Source organism: Nocardia sp. CA-128927 (assembly GCF_050955855.1).
Classification (GTDB): Bacteria; Actinomycetota; Actinomycetes; order Mycobacteriales; family Mycobacteriaceae; genus Nocardia.
On the sequence record NZ_CP192087.1, the window covers coordinates 8,529,446 to 8,545,877 of the forward strand.

Genomic DNA, 16,432 nt, shown 5'->3' on the forward strand with positions numbered 1-16,432 from the left:
AAGGTGCCGCGCCGGATTAGACGCGATTAAGTCATGAACAGGGAGAAATTGTCATGCCCAAATATGCGCATTCGATCTATGGTCCCGACGCCGAGTGTGTCGGCGCGGTAGCGGCGACACTCGCCGAGGCCGGTTACCTTGTTGACGAACCTCTCCACATCGGCGCGACCTGTGAGCGGCTGGGTTGTCCGGGCCGCACCCATCACCATTGGCTGTTGATCGCCTATGGCCCACTCGAGAAAGCATTCGCCCACGGTGGCCGCGACGACATCACCAGCGCCTGCGCGTTGCACAACGCCATCTATCGCGGTGGCATTTTTTTCGTCATACCCCCACCCATTCCGATTCCCGGTATCGAATCCGAGACGGGGGCCAGCGATGTATGAGATTCTCACCGCGCGACTGGATGAGTCCTACACCCACATGGAAACCGGGGTCCGTATCCAGCGAGTCAGGCTCGTTCAATTCGTCGTGGCCCCGACCGAGGAATGCCTGCACCTCGGCGGAACCATCTGCCCGGATTGCGCGAGTGGCTGGCAACGTGACTATGAGTTCGACGACCCGTTTCCCTTCGCCCGAGTCGAACGCTGTCTCTCAATCGGCGACCTGATCAGGACCGGGAAACTCGAAGCGGGCGATTCAGTACGGCCCTTGGAGCCTTTCAGCGTGACGGCGGTCGTCACCCACGATGGGGTGATGCTGGCCGACGGCCGTGTCTATGCCAAGCCCTCGGCCGCCGCCAACGCTGTCCAGGTCGAGGCCGAAGAACCACCTCACAACGAGCTTGCCGAAACCGAAACATGCCAGATGTGGCCGGATCTGTGGGACGTGCAGCAGCTCGCCATTCCCGCCAGCGCGGTCGCCGCCGATCACGTGATCGTCATCGCGATCACTGCCGAGGATCGCCGCCACGCCGTCGCACGGGCCATCAGCTGGATCCAGTGGCACGCACAAGCGGGCGAGGACTGGAGTGCGCTCGCACTCGACCGTATCGGGCCCCGCCGCTGGACCGTCGCCCTGACCACGCCCGAGAACGCCGCAACCGATCCGACCACCCATGAGCGACGAACCGAAGGAGACTCCGATGGCAAACGATGACAGCCACTCAGCCAGCGATCTAGCCTTCGCCGAGTTGGCGCAGACCGCGATCCGCGGCTTAGGCCCGCGCTACGTCTACCGATACAACGACGAGGCGGTGTGTGGCACCCTCGCTCAGTACGCCCTGGCCTGGCAGCACACCGGCACAACCCCAGAAGCATTGTCACCGGAGGTGATCGCCGCGGAGGACGGCCAGTGCTTCACCGTGAAGATCGACGAACTCGACAGCTACGACAACGCCATAACCAGCGGAATCGTGTACCGGTTCACCGCAGGCGACGACGTGATCGAGCACCGTATCCCTGACACCATCGCTCCCGAGGCCACGACGACCGCTGGGCGCGCAAGAAATGGCGAGGTACTGATCGCCCTGCTCGATGAGTCCCACTACTCCAGCACTGGAAAACGGGTGCAGCACGTTCGTGAAGTCGCATTCCGGGTCCACGCCCCCACCCAGTGCGATCACCACGAGGGCTCGATCTGCGGCACATGTGCACCGGGCTGGCAGCTCGACTACGCCTTCCACGACGACCGATTCCCCTTCCCCCGCACCCGCCGGGTACGGATCGCCGAACTGATTGAGGCCGGGACACTGCGGCCGGGCCAGAAAATCGGGCTCGGTACCGGCGATGCCGGGGTCATCACCAGTGACGGTGGCCTGCTGCTGCCAGATGGCCGTATCTTCGACAACCCTGCCGCCGCCAAGAACGCGATCACCTGCCCACGACCAACTCAAGCAAACTCGGGCGATCTGCTTGAGGTACCGCCGGACTGCTGGCACGTCGAACAGATTCCCCACTATCCCGCTACTGACCGAGTCGTCGTTGTGGCCATCGACGCCACCAGCGCCTCGGAAGCCGAGCAACGGACCATCGCCTGGGCCCGCCGCCCTGACAGCGGGATCACCGAGATCGTCGGGAACAACGCGGCCAAAGCAAAAACCGCGATCGACTCGGACCGGTGGACGGTTGTCCTGGACATCACCGTAGGCCAGCGATGAGCCCTCGAACAGATAGAGCTGCCAACGGTATTCGACCGCACAGGCGCAACTCCGCGTTACCGGAAACGCTCACACCGACTGCCCCACAGCCGCTTTCACGCCCCGCCACACTGGCCGCAGCGCTACACGCCGTGTTCTGTTCCGCCGCACATGGGCCCGACAGCATCGAGGTATGGCTCGACATCGCCGAGGAAGCGACACGGCTACTCACCACATCGCCTTCATCCGAGAACACCTCGGCGGTACCGATATTCGCCATCTACCACGACGAACGCACAGAAGCTGTGTTCGACCCCCGCACCACCGCCGTGTACGTGATTTCAGGCCCTTTGACAGGCATGCACTACCGCACACCATCCGAGGCAGCGCACGCGATCGTAGCCCGCACGACCGGTAGCCACGCGGTCGACAGCCAGACGACCTGGCGGCTGCACGGCGGTCACAATCTCGGCGCGCTCAGCGAGGGTTCACCGCTCCAGACGGCACTCGATACATAGGGTGCTCACCAAGTCCCCCAGGACGTGCCCGGCCCGGCTCGGTTCGACCGGGCCGGGCACGTGCGCTGTCGATCCAGGCGAAACCGCAGAATGGCGATGTGTGGTTGTAGAAAAAACCGCCCGGAGATCAGGGGCCATTATTTCGGGTGTATTGATGTGTCAGAACAGTGTTTCTTGACCGGGCAATGCTCGACGCTGCCCTCTGCCTCGGTCTCGCGATCGTTGCCGCTGGAGGCGCTGTCTCGGCGTCTCTGGGCTGCGATCGTCAGCAACGATGGTCTCGTGACCTGCTCGGCGTGACTCGTTAACCATTGCAACTAGGTCCTCTCGCGTGGTCCCTGTGCTCCCGATCCATCCCTCCTTTGCCAGATCGAGGAACAGAGTATTGGTTATGTACCGTTCGACGCGGTCGTAGCCAAGGTATCGTCCACCCCTGGGTCCCAGCACTCTTTCATCGAGTAACGCTAAACGTACATATGACAGCGGCAGGTAGAGACCTGGCAGAAGTTCCATGTTGAACGGATCGATCTCACCAGAATCTGTTCTAGTGCGACACAATTTCAGATAGCAGAAATCTTGGCCGATTCGCCAGTCTTCATGGCTACCCGGCTCACGGTTGAACCCGGACAGCTGCTCCATGCGATCGAGCTGATCATCAAGGCGTTTATTGACGTGAACTTCCTTACCTTCCTCCAACTTCTTATATTGGACCATAACGCTGCTGCGTGATTCCCGATGATAATAAATTAGGTCGACACCTAGCACACGCTCCGGCATGTCAGTATCTACGTTGACGATCTCCATGTGACGTATACCGTCGCTGAAGATTCGAACATGAACTTTGGGGCGATTCTGCTGTTTCCAACCAGGCATCGCCTCAAAATCATGTGCGATCAGGTCCTTTTCGGTAGGACTCTCTTTGATGCCCGACAAAACCGGCGCCGCCTCGTCGTCTGGCGCTTGCCACATTCTCAAGCGTTCGCTATCGAAATTTCCGATACGCAATGCTGTCCGAAGTGCGTCCATACCTAGTTCCCACCTATCCGCGCTAGGTGACCGAACTGTTCCCCTCCTAAGCTCGCGCAACCTCCGCAGAATATCGGCAAACTCAGGGCGCAGCCTGGTAATGGCGTCAACGATGGCGTTGTCGGCAGCTTCAGTGAACACTCCCTGCCCCTTTATAAGGATCTTAGCCAGATTGTCACTGTGGGGCTTCCGGATCGCACTTCTGAGCTCGATCTTAGTGATCGGATTCTGCAAAGCACGAATATTATTCACATCCAACCTGATGTAGCGCGGAGTCATGTGGGGACCCTGGCCGAACACCACACCAACGTGGGTGAGCTTCGTTTCAGTGGTTCTCTGTCGAGGAACTTCGCAGAAAAAGTAGCAAAGGTGCGGGAATGCCGCGGGTGGCCGGCCCAGGCTCGCGAGGAAAGGCTCACTGAAGGAGTCCACAGTTGACGTGTCGTCCCTTACAAGGTACGGCAGGCGGTCGATGCTCATCAGGTAACCCATCCCCGAAATCTAGCGGAAGGGACCGACAGCGGAGGCGATAGCTGCTCAGCGACAAGGCATTTGAAACGCATAGCACAAGAATCTCGTGCGCGATCAAGCTGCGGCCCAACATGAGCCCGGCGCAGGCTTCGACGGTAAGTTGGTTGGCGAGACAGGCAATACGTGGTGTTCGTAGTGGTGTCGGCCAGCCTGCATGCAAGCTGGAGCCTGTTCGACCCGCGCGAATCCGCACCTTCTCTCGTTAGAACTGCCAGGCACAGCACGGAATCGCACACGTGTGCCCGGCCCGCCCGCGACCCACTTGATCGAACGCACCAACCAGTACAACAGCCAGCGTTCCGACGAACCACGTCCTGGGCCACCGAACTCATTCGGGGGCTCAGGGCGTATCTCGTACCAGGGTGACGTGTGAAGGTCCGGTTCACCGAACGTGTGGCCAGGTGTCATGACAGGGTCAGGAAATGTCGATTCGCCGCACCGTGATACGAGGGCTGTCACCCGTGGCTGCATCACCGGTAGCGACAGACACGATGGTGTCGCCTGGTCTGAGTTGATCGGGTCGGATGCGTATCAGGTCCGGCTCGACGGCAGCGGTGTCGTCGGGCACCCATCCGAACGAACGCAGGGTGGCTTCGAGAGTGAGGTCGTGGTCGTCCATTCGTTGCCTGATCACCTCCGCCGGAATCTGGGTCAGACGTGCCCAGTCCTGAAGTCCCATACGTTCACCGAACGCGTCGAAGGGCACACCGGTACCGAATGTGCTGCGGTTGCCGGGTTCGTGGGTGATCGCATCTTCGGGATTCCATCCCTCGCGCAGTCGTCGCCGAAGCGTTTCGGTGCAGCAGTTCGCGCGGGGATCGACACCCCATCGGTACATCGGTTTCGTTTCCCCGAAGGCGGTCACCGGAATCAAGAAGTGCGCTCCGTCGGGCCCTTTGGCGAGCGCGTCAGCAAATGTCATGCGCCCCTTGGTGATCCGTCGGTACAGGGTTTGGTATTTGATTCCGCTTTGTTCTGCCCATCCCCGCAAGGTCAGAGTCCGCCCGTGGTGGGTGAATTCGAGCGGGGGCCGCTCGTGTTTGGGTCGGGTGATGGCGTCCTCGGGTTCCCACCCCAACGCGAGACGGGTCCTCAGTGCCTCTCGTTTCACCACGCAACGCGGGTCTATCGACCACCGGGTCAACGTTTTGTTTTCACCGAATGCAAGGATCTGCCCCCGTGCTCGTTCCCAATCGTACCTGTCTGGCCGCTTGCTGCTCGGGCTGTGCATGTTCATTCACCTACTTTCGTGATGTGGCTAGAACCCTTGTGGGTCAATATCTTTCGTGCCATCACTGGCTCCTAACATTCGACCGGGCTAGGCCCGGCAGATGGTGGCGGCGCATTCAGGCGGTACGCACGGCGGTCGTCGCGGCGCGGCCGATTTCGTGGGCAGTGGTGGCGGGGTCGGTCACGGTGTGCACGGTCGCGCCGGTCAACGGATTGGCACGCTTGTGCGGTGCCAGCCACAGGACCGCGCACCCGCTGGCACGCAGTCGATTGATCCGTTTCTGGGCTTTCGCGCGGGGATCGGCGCGGAAGTCTCCGTCGGAAATGATCACCAACAGCCGTGTGTTCTCCGGGCGCGACAATCCGAGCGCGCCGTCGAGTGCGTCGATGGCCTCGTCGATGGCTTCCCAGCAATCACCGGAGGAGAACTCGCTCACGTAGGCGGGTGCTAGCCCGGGATAGGTGACCGGTCCGACCTTCTCTCCGAATGTGACTGTGGCGGTAGCGGTTCCGGCGAGAAGCGTCGCCAAGCGGGCACCGTTGGCAATAATCCACGCTGCCGAGGCGACCGGTTCGGCGTAGGAGCTCATCGACCCGGAAATGTCGCAGGCGATACCGACCCGCAACGGCGGGACCGGGACCGGTTTACGGACAACACGCGTGAACGGCTCAGCGGTGGGCACCGCGCCCGCCGCGCGTTGGGCGTCGCGGGCCAGCGCGCCCCGCATCCGCAACCGCCCGGGTGGCAGCGCCGAGGTGGTCTTGATCACCGCGCGTTCACGCCCGCTCGCGGTCGTCAGCGCGCGGCCCAAAACCCGGGCGGCACTGCGTTCGTCGTCGCTGGGTGCGCGGGTGGTGTGCACGGCGGTGCTCACCCCCGATCGGGTGCCGAACACCGTGCGCGCGATGGCCTCGGTGGCGGCGGCACGCTGTGCCTCGGCGCGTGCTTTGGCTTCCGCGACTTCGGCCGGGTCGGGTTCGATGACGTGCGCGGCGACCGCACGAGCGACGTTGGCGACGACGGCGGTAACGGCTTTCGACAATTCCGAGCCGGGATCGGGTTCGGCGTGCGGGTCGGGGCCGACGATATCGAGCCAGCGGCGCGCCAAGTCCAGCATGGTCGTTGCGTCGTCGTCGGCGGTGACGTGTGCTTCACGCCAGATGGCGCGCAGCTGGGCCAGTTTGTCGGTCCCGAGGACCGACTCGATCGCGGCGGCGGCGGGTGCGGCTTCGGCGGGTTCGAGGATGCCCGCGTCCACGCGGCCCAGCAGCAGCGCGGCATTGTGGGCGGCGGCGTAGTCGTTCATCGGCAGCGCGGCGGCACCGGTGGGTCCGCCGTTGTCGCCGATGACGAACTCGGTGGCGCTGGCGCGCAACCAATGCCGATCATCGGGGCGGCGACGGATATGCGCGCCCTCGATGCGGGACTCTTCCAGCAGCATCGCGACCTCGACCACGGCCGGATCGGCGACCATGGGCGGTTCCCACACCGAATGCTGGGCGTGGGCGCATTCGTGGGTCAGCGCGCCCCACGTGGGGGCGTAGCGGGTGCGGTCGCTGTTCCGGTGGGGTTTGGCGGTGGCGGGGTCGATCCCCAAGTGGTTACCGTCAAGTTCGATCGCGGCATGGGCGGGGAAGAACACCGCCGGGTGCCCGTGTGCCGCGCCGGGGGCGATCGTCACGATCAGATCGTCACGCTCAGCGATGGGCTCGACTTCGGCAGTCAGCGCGGCTGAGAGCATGTCCCAGCCCTTCCCGGTCGGTGGCGGGGCGGGGGTGGTAGCGGGATCGGCGATCACGTGGGTAGCCATGGGGTGTCCTTTCCATAATTCGGGCGACGGGCTGGGCGGGTGGGTTAGGTGATGCGGGTGCCGAGCGCCAACGGTTGGTAGTCGGTGCCGAACACGGATTTGACGACTCCCGCGACGATGGCGCGGTCGTCTTCGGGGGCGGTGCCGACCAGGTTCGCCGCAGCGGTCGCGATGCCGAGGGTGTTGGCAATCTTCTTGAACGCCAGCAGTTCCCGTAGCTGCGGTGCCCACCCGATCTGGCCCTTGGTGTGGCAGGTGGCCAGATTGCGCGCGACCCTGATCGCGTTCGCTGGGACGCCGAGTTGGGTGGCGAGCTCGAAATCGCTGGACACGTGGATCTGGAACCCGAACCGCGACGACAAAGCATCGGACAAGATCGCGCCGTGTACGCCCGGATTGTGTCCGGCGACGACGAAAAACCCTGACACAGCAGTGATTACCTCGCCGCTGTTGGCTTTGATCACGATCTCTTTACGCCCGTCCATGGCCGGATACACCACCGCCAGCACACTGGGCGGGATCAACGTCGCGTCATCGACGAACAACACCCGGCCTTCCCGCATCGCGCGCACCAGCGGGCCGTGCACGAACTCGTATCGGCCGTCGGGGGTTTGGATGTACTCACCTACGAAGTCCGCGACGGTGGTGTCGGCGTCACCCTGCACGGTCAGCAGATCCGGGTAGGCGGCTTCGATCAGCGCGGTTTTGCCGGTTCCGGGTGGCCCGTACAACAGCACCGGCATCTCGCTGGCACGCATGCGGGCCAGCACATCGACATCAGCCATCCCGGCCAGCGCGCGCGGGTGGTACAGCTGCCCGCTAGGGCGCGCCACCGGACCGGTCACACCCCGCCCCGCCGGGGGCGCAGGGCTGGGCAGGGTGTGTGCTGGGGCGGTTTTGCGGGCGCGTCGCGGCGCGGCGGGAGCTACCGGGGACGCTGGGGTGGGTGCGACAGCGGCCACGGCAGCGGTGCCCGCGTTGGCCCGGTAGCGGCGCGGCGCGGCGCATGTCTGTTCAGCGCTGCCCCCTGTCACCAGTGCCGCCAGGGCGTTGCCGATCGCGCCGGATGAATGGCCGAGAAGTTTCGCGATTTCCCGGGGGCTGTAATCAGTTCCCGGGTTGTCGACCAGTACCCGCGCGACCATACGCCGTAACTCCCCATTACCCAGTCGAGCCCCCGCGACGGGTGCCGCCGACGTAGTGGGTGATGTCATCGCGTTCTCCTTTGCTAATAGTGACGCCGTGCCGTTCACACCGGATCGTTGCATACGGGTGGCGCTATCGGAATTCGGGTTGATGGTTTCCGGATTTCTCGGGTGCACATCAACGCTAACTCGACTCGCCGTCACAGTTCAATACAATTCGCCAAGTAATTTCATGAATTATCTTCGATTTCGAGTCCATTTCATCCGGAAATCGCCGCAAAGAATGACAATTGATTGAACGCTACTCAGCTCCGACGGCACGGCAACACGACAAGGAACAAACATAGCAACGGGATGAGACTAATGAAGAATCAGCGGAGCTGATGAAATTCGTAACGAGGATTGAGTACCACTGCCGGAGGGGAGTCGATCGTCCTGACACCGCTGCCCGCCCTATGTTTCTCCCCTTGCTGGTGCCATACAGTCTGGGCGGTCATCGCACCGCGAAACACGCCGCCAACTGCACAGATGCTGCGGCAATGGTGGTCGCATAGGCGGATCTGTCGCAGGAGCGGAGCGCGGACCCCCGCCTGGACCACCCGTTGGCCACAGCGTATTCGCGAGAGCCGCTCAGCGAGTCCATCCCGCCGCGAACCCCGTACAGAGATCGTTCGAATAATCATTCGGGCGCGATAAGCGCACCCAAAAACAGGCCACCCGAATATTCAATAGCGACGACGTGAAATGCGGAATGGCAACCAGCCGCAATTAACAAATAATGCAGGATAACCAACTATCTACTGTTTGGTGATTATATCCCAGAATCCATGGAGTACACATTAGCGCATCCATCTGCCCGAGCCATATGCGGATCAGGTCTTTTAGCCTCGCTGCTTGCAGAGGCAAGAGCACGCTCGATACTGCTATGAAGATCACGACCACAGAGAGGTCGCGCACAAATTCCCTCGGCGCGACCGAAGAGACTCGTGATACGAGTTGCCATCCAAGGGAAAAGCGTTCCGCGCGGTCGAGATTTCCCCCCGAGGCGGCCCTAGTGGTCTTTGGCGTGTTGGAGCCGCTGGGCTACTGCTCGTGTTTCGAGGCTGGGTTGTTCTCCGATTTCGGTGAGTCGTCGGGTCAGCAGAGCCATTGTTCGGGCGATGGCGTCGTATTGGCCGAGTCGCGCGTGTAAGCGCAGGATGTCGCGGTAGATCTGTTCGTTGTGTGGGTCTGTGGTGACGGCGGTTTCGAGGAGGTCGAGGGTTCGGCGTGGGTCGTCGGCGACGAGCATCTGGGCCAGGGCGGCCAGGGCATTGACGGCGTCGCGGCGTGCGGCCTCACGGATCGGTTCGACCCAGGTGGTGTGGAGGTCCTCGGCCAGCGTTCCACTCGCCACGTCGATGATCTGCTCGTATGCGGTGACGCGGGCTTGGTCGCAGTCTGCCTGCCGCCGCGAGTGCACAGCCTCGATGAATCGCCGATAGTCCACGCTGACTCTGGCCGGGTTCAGCCGATACAGGATCCGGTCATCGCAGATGACCTCGGCCGCGGTGCCGTCGGTCGCGGCGAGGAGCGCGGCGCGCAGACGGTTCACGGTGGTGTTGATCGTGTTGGCTGGCCGGGCTGGGCCTTGTTCACCCCAGAGGGCATCGATCAGCGCGGTACGGGTCACCCCGTCAGGATGCACAGCCAGCAAAGTCAGTAGTTCACGGCCACGTCGTTGTAGCTTGCCGGTGATATCGACGCCCTCAGCGCAACCGGGTCCAGGGTGCCAGGTGACACGCAGCGGCCCGAAAACGTTCACCGTCAGCGTGGTGGCCGGAGCACCGGGATTGTTCGTTGGTGCGGGTTTCTGCGGGCTCATTTGGCCGGTACCGCGTGGGTGGCTGCCGCGCACGGAAACACTGCGCGCAACGTTGTCCGGTTCAGTGTCGTTGCCCGCTGATTTCAGGCTTTGGTGGCATGCCCGCATGGTGTTCGGTTCGGCTACGTCGCTGCGTTGCGGGATCGATGAAAGTCCTTGGAGGCGATACACCGTGGGCATCAGGTCGCCACTGGTACGGCGGCCACGCCACCACTGTCCCGACCGATGCTGCTCAGAGCGATGGGCCACCTCAGCCACGAGTTGAGCTCGCAGTGCCACAGTGATCTCGCGTGCTGCGGCCCCGAGTGCGCCGCTGTGACGAGAGACCTTATCAGCGTGCAGAATTGCGTTCGCGCCACGAGGGTCGCGGGGGAGTCGTCCCATCACCGGTACTCCGAGGTCGGCCATGGACTCGCCGGCCGGATCCGAACCCACCACCACGACCGCCCGAGCTCGAGTGTTCCACCCGCCGATCTCGTTGATCCGCCGTGCCGCGAGACCGTGGTCGGTGTCCTCGGCGCGCACGAGCACGATCAAGGCGTCGGCGCCGCGCATGATCGGCATCGCCGCCGAGCACGGGTGAGCCCTACCGCAGTCCGCGATCACCACCAAATCAGCGTCTTCCGGCACTCGCGGACGGCGCGCCGCAGCAGCCAGCATCGCGCGAGCCCGCTCAGCGAGGGTAGGTGCGGTGATCACTGGCACACCGGTCGGAAGCAGCTGGGCGTGCTCGACCAGCTGCGCCAAGCCATACGGGCCCGTCCGTGCCGCCGCGGCGAGCCGCGCCAACCCGAGGCCGATCCTGTTACCGACGTGGTCGGCCAGATGGCCTCCGTGTGGATCGGCCTCGACCAACACTGCTGGTTCAGGTCCGGGCCACGCCGCAGCCATGGCCACCGCAGCGGTCGTCACCCCAGTCCGGAGTCCAACACCGGTAATCGCGATCAACATCGTCCTACCCCCTCTCGCTGATGATTTCCTGCTCGGTCCTTGACTCGCTGTCTTCGCTAAGCTGCCGCGATCGAGATGATCACCGCATGCCCATCGAGCTCGATGGTCGAAATCCTTTGCCGCCATGAGGTTTCGGGTTCACCTGGACGACACTCGGTGAGCTCGAGCAGGTATTGCCCCACCGTCAGAGCCTGGATCCGAGCGCAGTATGTCGTGCCTGCAGGCACCGAATCGATCCCAGCCTGGATCTGATCCTCGTGTGGCACGGCCGCATCCGCAGCCACCACGCCTCGGGCCTGGCCCGCATCGCGGGCGACGTAATACGCGTACTCGAAAGCCATGATGGCCTGGTGGCCACCCTCGGGTCGCTGCCATGCAGCACCGGGTTCGGCATCTGGGCCACAACGCTCGTATGCGTTTCCGGTCAGGACCAGAGACGCTGGGGGTCGTGCAGGTGGTGTCTGCACCGAGGAGGCCGTGCTGCTGGCCTCTGCTGTTGCGCCGTCGGAATCAAGCGCGAGGAAAGCACCGCCCCCGAGCACTGACACCACAGCCAATAACGCAGCGGCTCTGCGGTATCGAGTACCTCCAACTCGTGCACGCCCAGGTAATGGAGCAAGCCATCGTGGATCGCCTGTGCTGTGTTTATTTCTGGCGAGATCGGCGAGCAATTCCGCGAACCCCCAGGTCGGGCTGGCCGGTTCGTCGATCGCGATCATCTCAGAGTCCGGCTCGTAAACGCCGTCTGCGCGCATTGCATAACCCCCCGTTCAGCCCAGGATGGGTGGTTGTTGGGATAGCCACCCATCGATCTCCCGTTGGATTCGCGGCAACACCGGCTCCCCTGCCGCGATGACTTCGAACATCCCGTCCGACACTGGTATCGGGGTTTCCCACTCCGGCAATGTCGCTGCGGCGATCTCCGTCAATTCCGCGATGCCAGGCCCTCGGACTTCGCCGTCACCGGAACCGACCGCCGCACTCCCATCGGTCACCGCGGCCGAAGCGACTTCCGACGCCACGGTGGCGAGGTCGCCGAACCCGGCATCGCTGAGGACATCTCCACCAACCCTGACGAGCGCGCCCGCCTGATCGAGACCGACCGTAATCTCGTGAGCCAGATAGCCGTTCCATGCTTGCTCGGGATCGACTAGTTCGGGCGGAAACCACTCCGGGCGGGCAACGGTAGACGCACCGACGTGCAGGGTGTTGTCGACGACGTCATCTGCTGCGTACTGACCGGGTTCGTCGTACCGGTCCGACCCCGACCACACGCGCGGAGTCATCGGCTGCGGAACCGGCGCAGGTGAGGCTGGAACGCCCATCACCACGGCGGGGCCGGGCTCGTGGTTGAGCGAGCTCACAGGGGCCGCGGGTGCGGTGGTGACGCCTGCTTGCCCGGTGCCCGGCGCGACGATTACCCCGGCCTGGCCGCCGGGATCGGCGTATCCGGTCATGGCGCAGAAAACGCCCACAACCGGTGCCATGACAAGAATCGCGATCCGCCACGGTGCGCCGATTCCGATGAACCGAGTGAATCTGCGGCGGCGTGCCGCCGTTCGGTCGGCAGCGGTGAGTTCGGGGACGATCCCACCGAAACCACTCGTACGCAGGCGCGTCCACAACGCCCCAGCGTGCAACGCCGTCACATGCACCGCGTCGGCGACCAGCCCTGCTGCCTCGGCTTGCTCGCAGATCACATCCACGCGCCTGATGACCGCACCCGCGACCCGGAACGGGGCGACCGCGATAACCACTACTTGATCGGCACCGGTCGGCATGCAGGCGGGGACCGCCACATCGAGGCGGTTGACCCACTCCCACGACATCACCCGCCGCTCCCGCATCCACACCAACCAGATCCCAACGGTCGTGTGCTCGCTACCGGTCGCGCGAGCAACCACGATCAACGCCGATTCCACCAGTTCCGCCGAACGCTTCTGATCCGACAGACGGCAACTGAGTGCACCGGTTACTTCATTTCCGTGCCGAAGTTCAGGCTTCATAGCAACTGCTCCTACGCCAGCCCCAGACGCGCACCCCGAATTCGCTTGTACCAGAGCAGAAGTCGGTTCACGCAAAGGGAGCCCCGTTCTGGAGACCCACAACGACCGCGTACCTCGGATGCCGTTCGCTTCCCAAGGATTTGCACGCCAGATCAGCGCGGAATCTTCCAGAGTCTTCATCCGGTTCCGCTGCGCGGTTACCGGGAAACCCCTGCAATCGGGGGATGAAGATCAATGTAACCCCGATCACAACGACCGCGCAACCGATGAGCAACCATGTTGTCCCGAGCACCGCTCATTCTCACGGCGAAATTGCGGTCCGCAACACACCGGTGGGGGCCTACCGACTGGCCTATCGTCGTTCTTATGGCGACGAACTGGATTCTGGTCGAGACGCTCGGGGGTAGCGCGCCACAAGTGATGACGATCGGACGCAAAGTGCGACCGTTACGACCGCTGGAGAAGGAACTGCGAGGCGCCCACCGTGAGGCGATCCTGGAAGCGGTAGCTCGGGCCTATCAGTCGAAAGAGCCGTACCGTCCGAAGACCCGCTCGAGCGGGTTCCACGTTGTCGCTGAACCGTTTCGGTCCCCGCTCGGCGTGGTGAATGCCGTGCAGGTCTGGGCCGGACCGGAGGCAGAAGACCCGCCCGAGCCACTCCCCACGGGTGCGTGGGTGTGGGATGTCGATCGGGGCACGTGTCTCGCAACGCCTGAGGTCCACGCGGTATACCGAATGCCCCCGGAACGGGCATTGACCGAGATATCCCGGGTCCAATCGATGTTCGGCGTGACGACTGCTGCCCGGCATCAAGAAGTTGCGCTGGCGCGAGTGATGGCAGGCCAAGTCGGTACCGAGGTCCATGAAGTGTGGAAAATCTGGAGGTACGACGAGGTCCTTCGCGATTTCCACTTCGCCGCCAGACTGACTGTCGATGAGGACGGCCACCGGTGGCTACACGGGGTGACACAAGACATCACTGAGGGGTCTTCAGCTATCGCAGATCCGCTGACTTTCGCTGACAGCCTCATGGAGGCGGAGTTGGCTTCTCATGCGGGGGCACATGCGGCATTGGTCGACCTGCGGACGCTGAGCGCGATCCGGTGGCTGTCGGCACCGATGCCGACTGTGCAGTGCGAGATGACCGGTCGCCCCGAGCGGGATCCGGCGATACATCCGGATGACGTCGCCAAGGCCGAGGCGCTCGCGAAAGCGGTGCGGACAGCGCCCGTCGAGGGAAGCATCCGGGTCCGCGGCAGCGATGGAGGATGGATCCCGCTGCACATCGTCGCCTCACTGGTGGTGCTGGACAAACACGTGGCTCCAACAGCGGCGTTGGTCAAGGTGCGTTCGAAAGAATCATGATCAAGCTCGGTTTTCGCTGGAAATTTTCCGGCAATTGAGCTACCGTCGCCTATAGCAGCCAGCTATTACCATTTGCTGGAGACGGCCAGTACTTGTTTCTCTCGGTACCGCGCGTCCCGCTGACACTTGGTGGTGTCTTCGTAACAACGAAGACCAACCGGCATCGTGTTCAAGCAAAGGGATGCTTCACATGGCCGATATGGTTCACGACCTCACCGCGCGACAGGCAGTACTGCCGTCATCGACTCATCTGCACCTTTGTGCCCACACACGGGCATCGAAATCGGGGCGTGCACCCAGGGCTGAACGGTGGATTGCGGCTCGGGAGTCAGCCCTGCGCTGCCCAGCGCCGTCCGCCATGTGCGCCCCATCAGGAGTCCGCGTCCCCGCATGGGCAAGGCTGGTAACCGAAGATTTGCTCATCCTCTCCAGTAGCCACGATTACGTACTTTGCATACAACGTCGGACTGGGACCGAGCTGGGGGGCAGCAGGCCATGACCATTTCAGACTTCACACCCGAAACCTCACATCCGTCTCCGGCAGCAATGCCGCGACGACGCCCGGACGACGTCCGAAACCAAACGCGCACTCCCGCCGGATCGGCGCTGATCGAGACCCTCAACGGTCCCGGATCCGCTTCAGTCATCATCGACGGCAACTACCGGCGCTACTTTGCCAAGCTCACCAGAGTCCAACTCGCCGTCAATGCCGCAGTCGCGCGACAGCTCCCAACGATCGTGCGGCAAGCCGCGACCACCGCGACCTACCAGCTTGAAGAATTCCGGCTTCCATCCGGGCCACCGATGCGCATCGAAGCAGTGCCGATCCTCGGCCCTTCCAACCATGCACATGGCGTCTACCTCCACGTCGGAACACGCAATTTGCCGCCCCCGGTCGGCACAATCGAGTGGGACACGCGCTCAGGTGTGGCACACCTGTCAACAGCCGCAGCCACATTCCTCGGCATCCCGCCAAACGAGAGATACTCAGCCCAAACACTTCCCGAGCTGATATCCCGAATCGACCGATGGGATGACCTACTCGGATTCCTCGCACTCTTCGACACCACTCCCGACATCAGAAGATGGGCAGGGACGGTCACTTCCGCGAACACCGACACGCACGAACGCCGTCACATTTACCTAGCCGCCGCAGCAGCAACAGATCGAGGACCTGCTGTCAGGGCGATCCTCTACGACATCAGTGCTGCCGAGCCCGCTCCACACCCAGACCTTGGATCATCGGCGTTGCGCCAAATACCCACCTCACACGGCCACACCATTGGAATGATCGATATCAAATCCTGGCTGGTCTACGACTGGATCGCAGACGGCACGCCACCCATCAGCCAATGGCACCATCACAATCCTGAAATGCACCCCGAGGACACCGCAACGATCGGAGACTGCCGCCGCAGGCTGCTCACTGGCACTCCAACAGTCAGTGCTGCGTTCCGAGTCCGTTTCAGCGATAACCAAGAGTGGTGCAAGGTCCACTGCACCTGGAAGTCCTTGCCTCACGGTAGCGACAGACCACAAGCGCTTCTCGACATCGTCCCTTTTACTCAGTCCCCGCACGATCGGACGGAATAGGTCAGGCGCGCCTGGCTACCGCTGTGCCGCTAATTTTGGCTGCGGCCAGGAAGGGGGCGGCCTGCACAGGTTGTCGACCTTGCGGTGCCGGGCCACCCCGGCCAGCACTGCTGTTGACCCGCGTGGGTTCTCCTTCGCCACTGCTTCGCGGTGAGCCGTCCGCAGGTGCCGCGCTCGCTCCGATACGAGATGCGCAATCTTTTCGCAGGACAGGTGTTGAATTCAGGCCCGGTTTCCGGTGTGAACAAGTACGCAGACGACCTGTGCCACAGTGCAGGTCATCGCCTCGGCTCTTGGAGGAACGTATGCACCACA

The 16,432-nt window shown here is 63.1% G+C and carries 12 protein-coding genes and 1 pseudogene; 6 read left to right on the forward strand and 7 right to left on the reverse strand.

Annotated features, from left to right (window positions below):
* Nucleotides 1–53: 53 nt before the first annotated feature.
* The 3 genes from ACQPW1_RS39510 to ACQPW1_RS39520 are packed head-to-tail and all read left to right on the forward strand — an operon-like array spanning nt 54 to nt 2,098.
* A complete protein-coding gene (locus ACQPW1_RS39510) occupies nt 54–386 on the forward strand; it encodes a hypothetical protein (RefSeq protein ID WP_433657968.1) in 333 nt (110 codons plus the stop codon).
* On the forward strand, nt 379–1,098 hold the full coding sequence (locus ACQPW1_RS39515; protein WP_433657970.1) for a hypothetical protein: 720 nt from the start codon (nt 379–381) through the stop codon (nt 1,096–1,098). Before ACQPW1_RS39510 ends, ACQPW1_RS39515 begins: the two co-directional genes overlap by 8 nt.
* The gene (locus ACQPW1_RS39520) at nt 1,085–2,098 is read left to right on the forward strand and encodes a hypothetical protein (RefSeq protein WP_433657972.1); all 1,014 of its coding nucleotides are present in this window, start codon (nt 1,085–1,087) and stop codon (nt 2,096–2,098) included. The genes ACQPW1_RS39515 and ACQPW1_RS39520 overlap by 14 nt, the downstream gene beginning before the upstream one ends.
* 656 nt (nt 2,099–2,754) lie before the next feature.
* Here ACQPW1_RS39520 and ACQPW1_RS39525 read toward each other — a convergent pair.
* The 7 genes from ACQPW1_RS39525 to ACQPW1_RS39555 all read right to left on the reverse strand — a co-directional run bounded on the left by ACQPW1_RS39525 (nt 2,755) and on the right by ACQPW1_RS39555 (nt 13,159).
* The gene (locus ACQPW1_RS39525; protein WP_433657974.1) at nt 2,755–4,113 is read right to left on the reverse strand and encodes a hypothetical protein; all 1,359 of its coding nucleotides are present in this window, start codon (nt 4,111–4,113) and stop codon (nt 2,755–2,757) included.
* A gap of 454 nt (nt 4,114–4,567) precedes the next feature.
* Complete coding sequence (locus ACQPW1_RS39530; protein WP_433657975.1) at nt 4,568–5,074, reverse strand: hypothetical protein; 507 nt, start codon at nt 5,072–5,074, stop codon at nt 4,568–4,570.
* Nucleotides 5,075–5,498: 424 nt separating this feature from the next.
* A complete protein-coding gene (locus tag ACQPW1_RS39535; RefSeq protein ID WP_433657977.1) occupies nt 5,499–7,193 on the reverse strand; it encodes a vWA domain-containing protein in 1,695 nt (564 codons plus the stop codon).
* A gap of 44 nt (nt 7,194–7,237) precedes the next feature.
* Nucleotides 7,238–8,407: an AAA family ATPase gene (locus tag ACQPW1_RS39540; RefSeq protein WP_433657979.1), complete on the reverse strand. Its 1,170-nt coding sequence runs from the start codon at nt 8,405–8,407 to the stop codon at nt 7,238–7,240.
* A 982-nt stretch (nt 8,408–9,389) separates the two neighbouring features.
* The gene (locus tag ACQPW1_RS39545) at nt 9,390–11,153 is read right to left on the reverse strand and encodes an AfsR/SARP family transcriptional regulator (protein WP_433657981.1); all 1,764 of its coding nucleotides are present in this window, start codon (nt 11,151–11,153) and stop codon (nt 9,390–9,392) included.
* Between the two features lie 56 nt (nt 11,154–11,209).
* Nucleotides 11,210–11,872: a hypothetical protein gene (locus tag ACQPW1_RS39550; protein WP_433657982.1), complete on the reverse strand. Its 663-nt coding sequence runs from the start codon at nt 11,870–11,872 to the stop codon at nt 11,210–11,212.
* A 51-nt stretch (nt 11,873–11,923) separates the two neighbouring features.
* Nucleotides 11,924–13,159 carry a hypothetical protein gene (locus ACQPW1_RS39555; protein WP_433657984.1) on the reverse strand — a complete coding sequence of 412 codons (1,236 nt, stop codon included), beginning with the start codon at nt 13,157–13,159 and terminating at the stop codon, nt 11,924–11,926.
* Nucleotides 13,160–13,525: 366 nt separating this feature from the next.
* On the opposite strand from ACQPW1_RS39555, the pseudogene ACQPW1_RS39560 reads away from it, so the two are divergent.
* The 3 genes and pseudogenes from ACQPW1_RS39560 to ACQPW1_RS39570 form a co-directional block, all read left to right on the forward strand.
* Nucleotides 13,526–13,801 (forward strand): annotated as a pseudogene (locus tag ACQPW1_RS39560) (GAF domain-containing protein); the annotation flags it as partial.
* 138 nt (nt 13,802–13,939) lie between these two features.
* A complete protein-coding gene (locus ACQPW1_RS39565; protein ID WP_433665459.1) occupies nt 13,940–14,524 on the forward strand; it encodes a hypothetical protein in 585 nt (194 codons plus the stop codon).
* 495 nt (nt 14,525–15,019) lie between these two features.
* Nucleotides 15,020–16,117 (forward strand): GAF domain-containing protein, encoded by a 1,098-nt coding sequence (locus ACQPW1_RS39570; RefSeq protein WP_433657985.1) that lies wholly within the window; start codon nt 15,020–15,022, stop codon nt 16,115–16,117.
* The last annotated feature ends 315 nt before the right edge of the window (nt 16,118–16,432 follow it).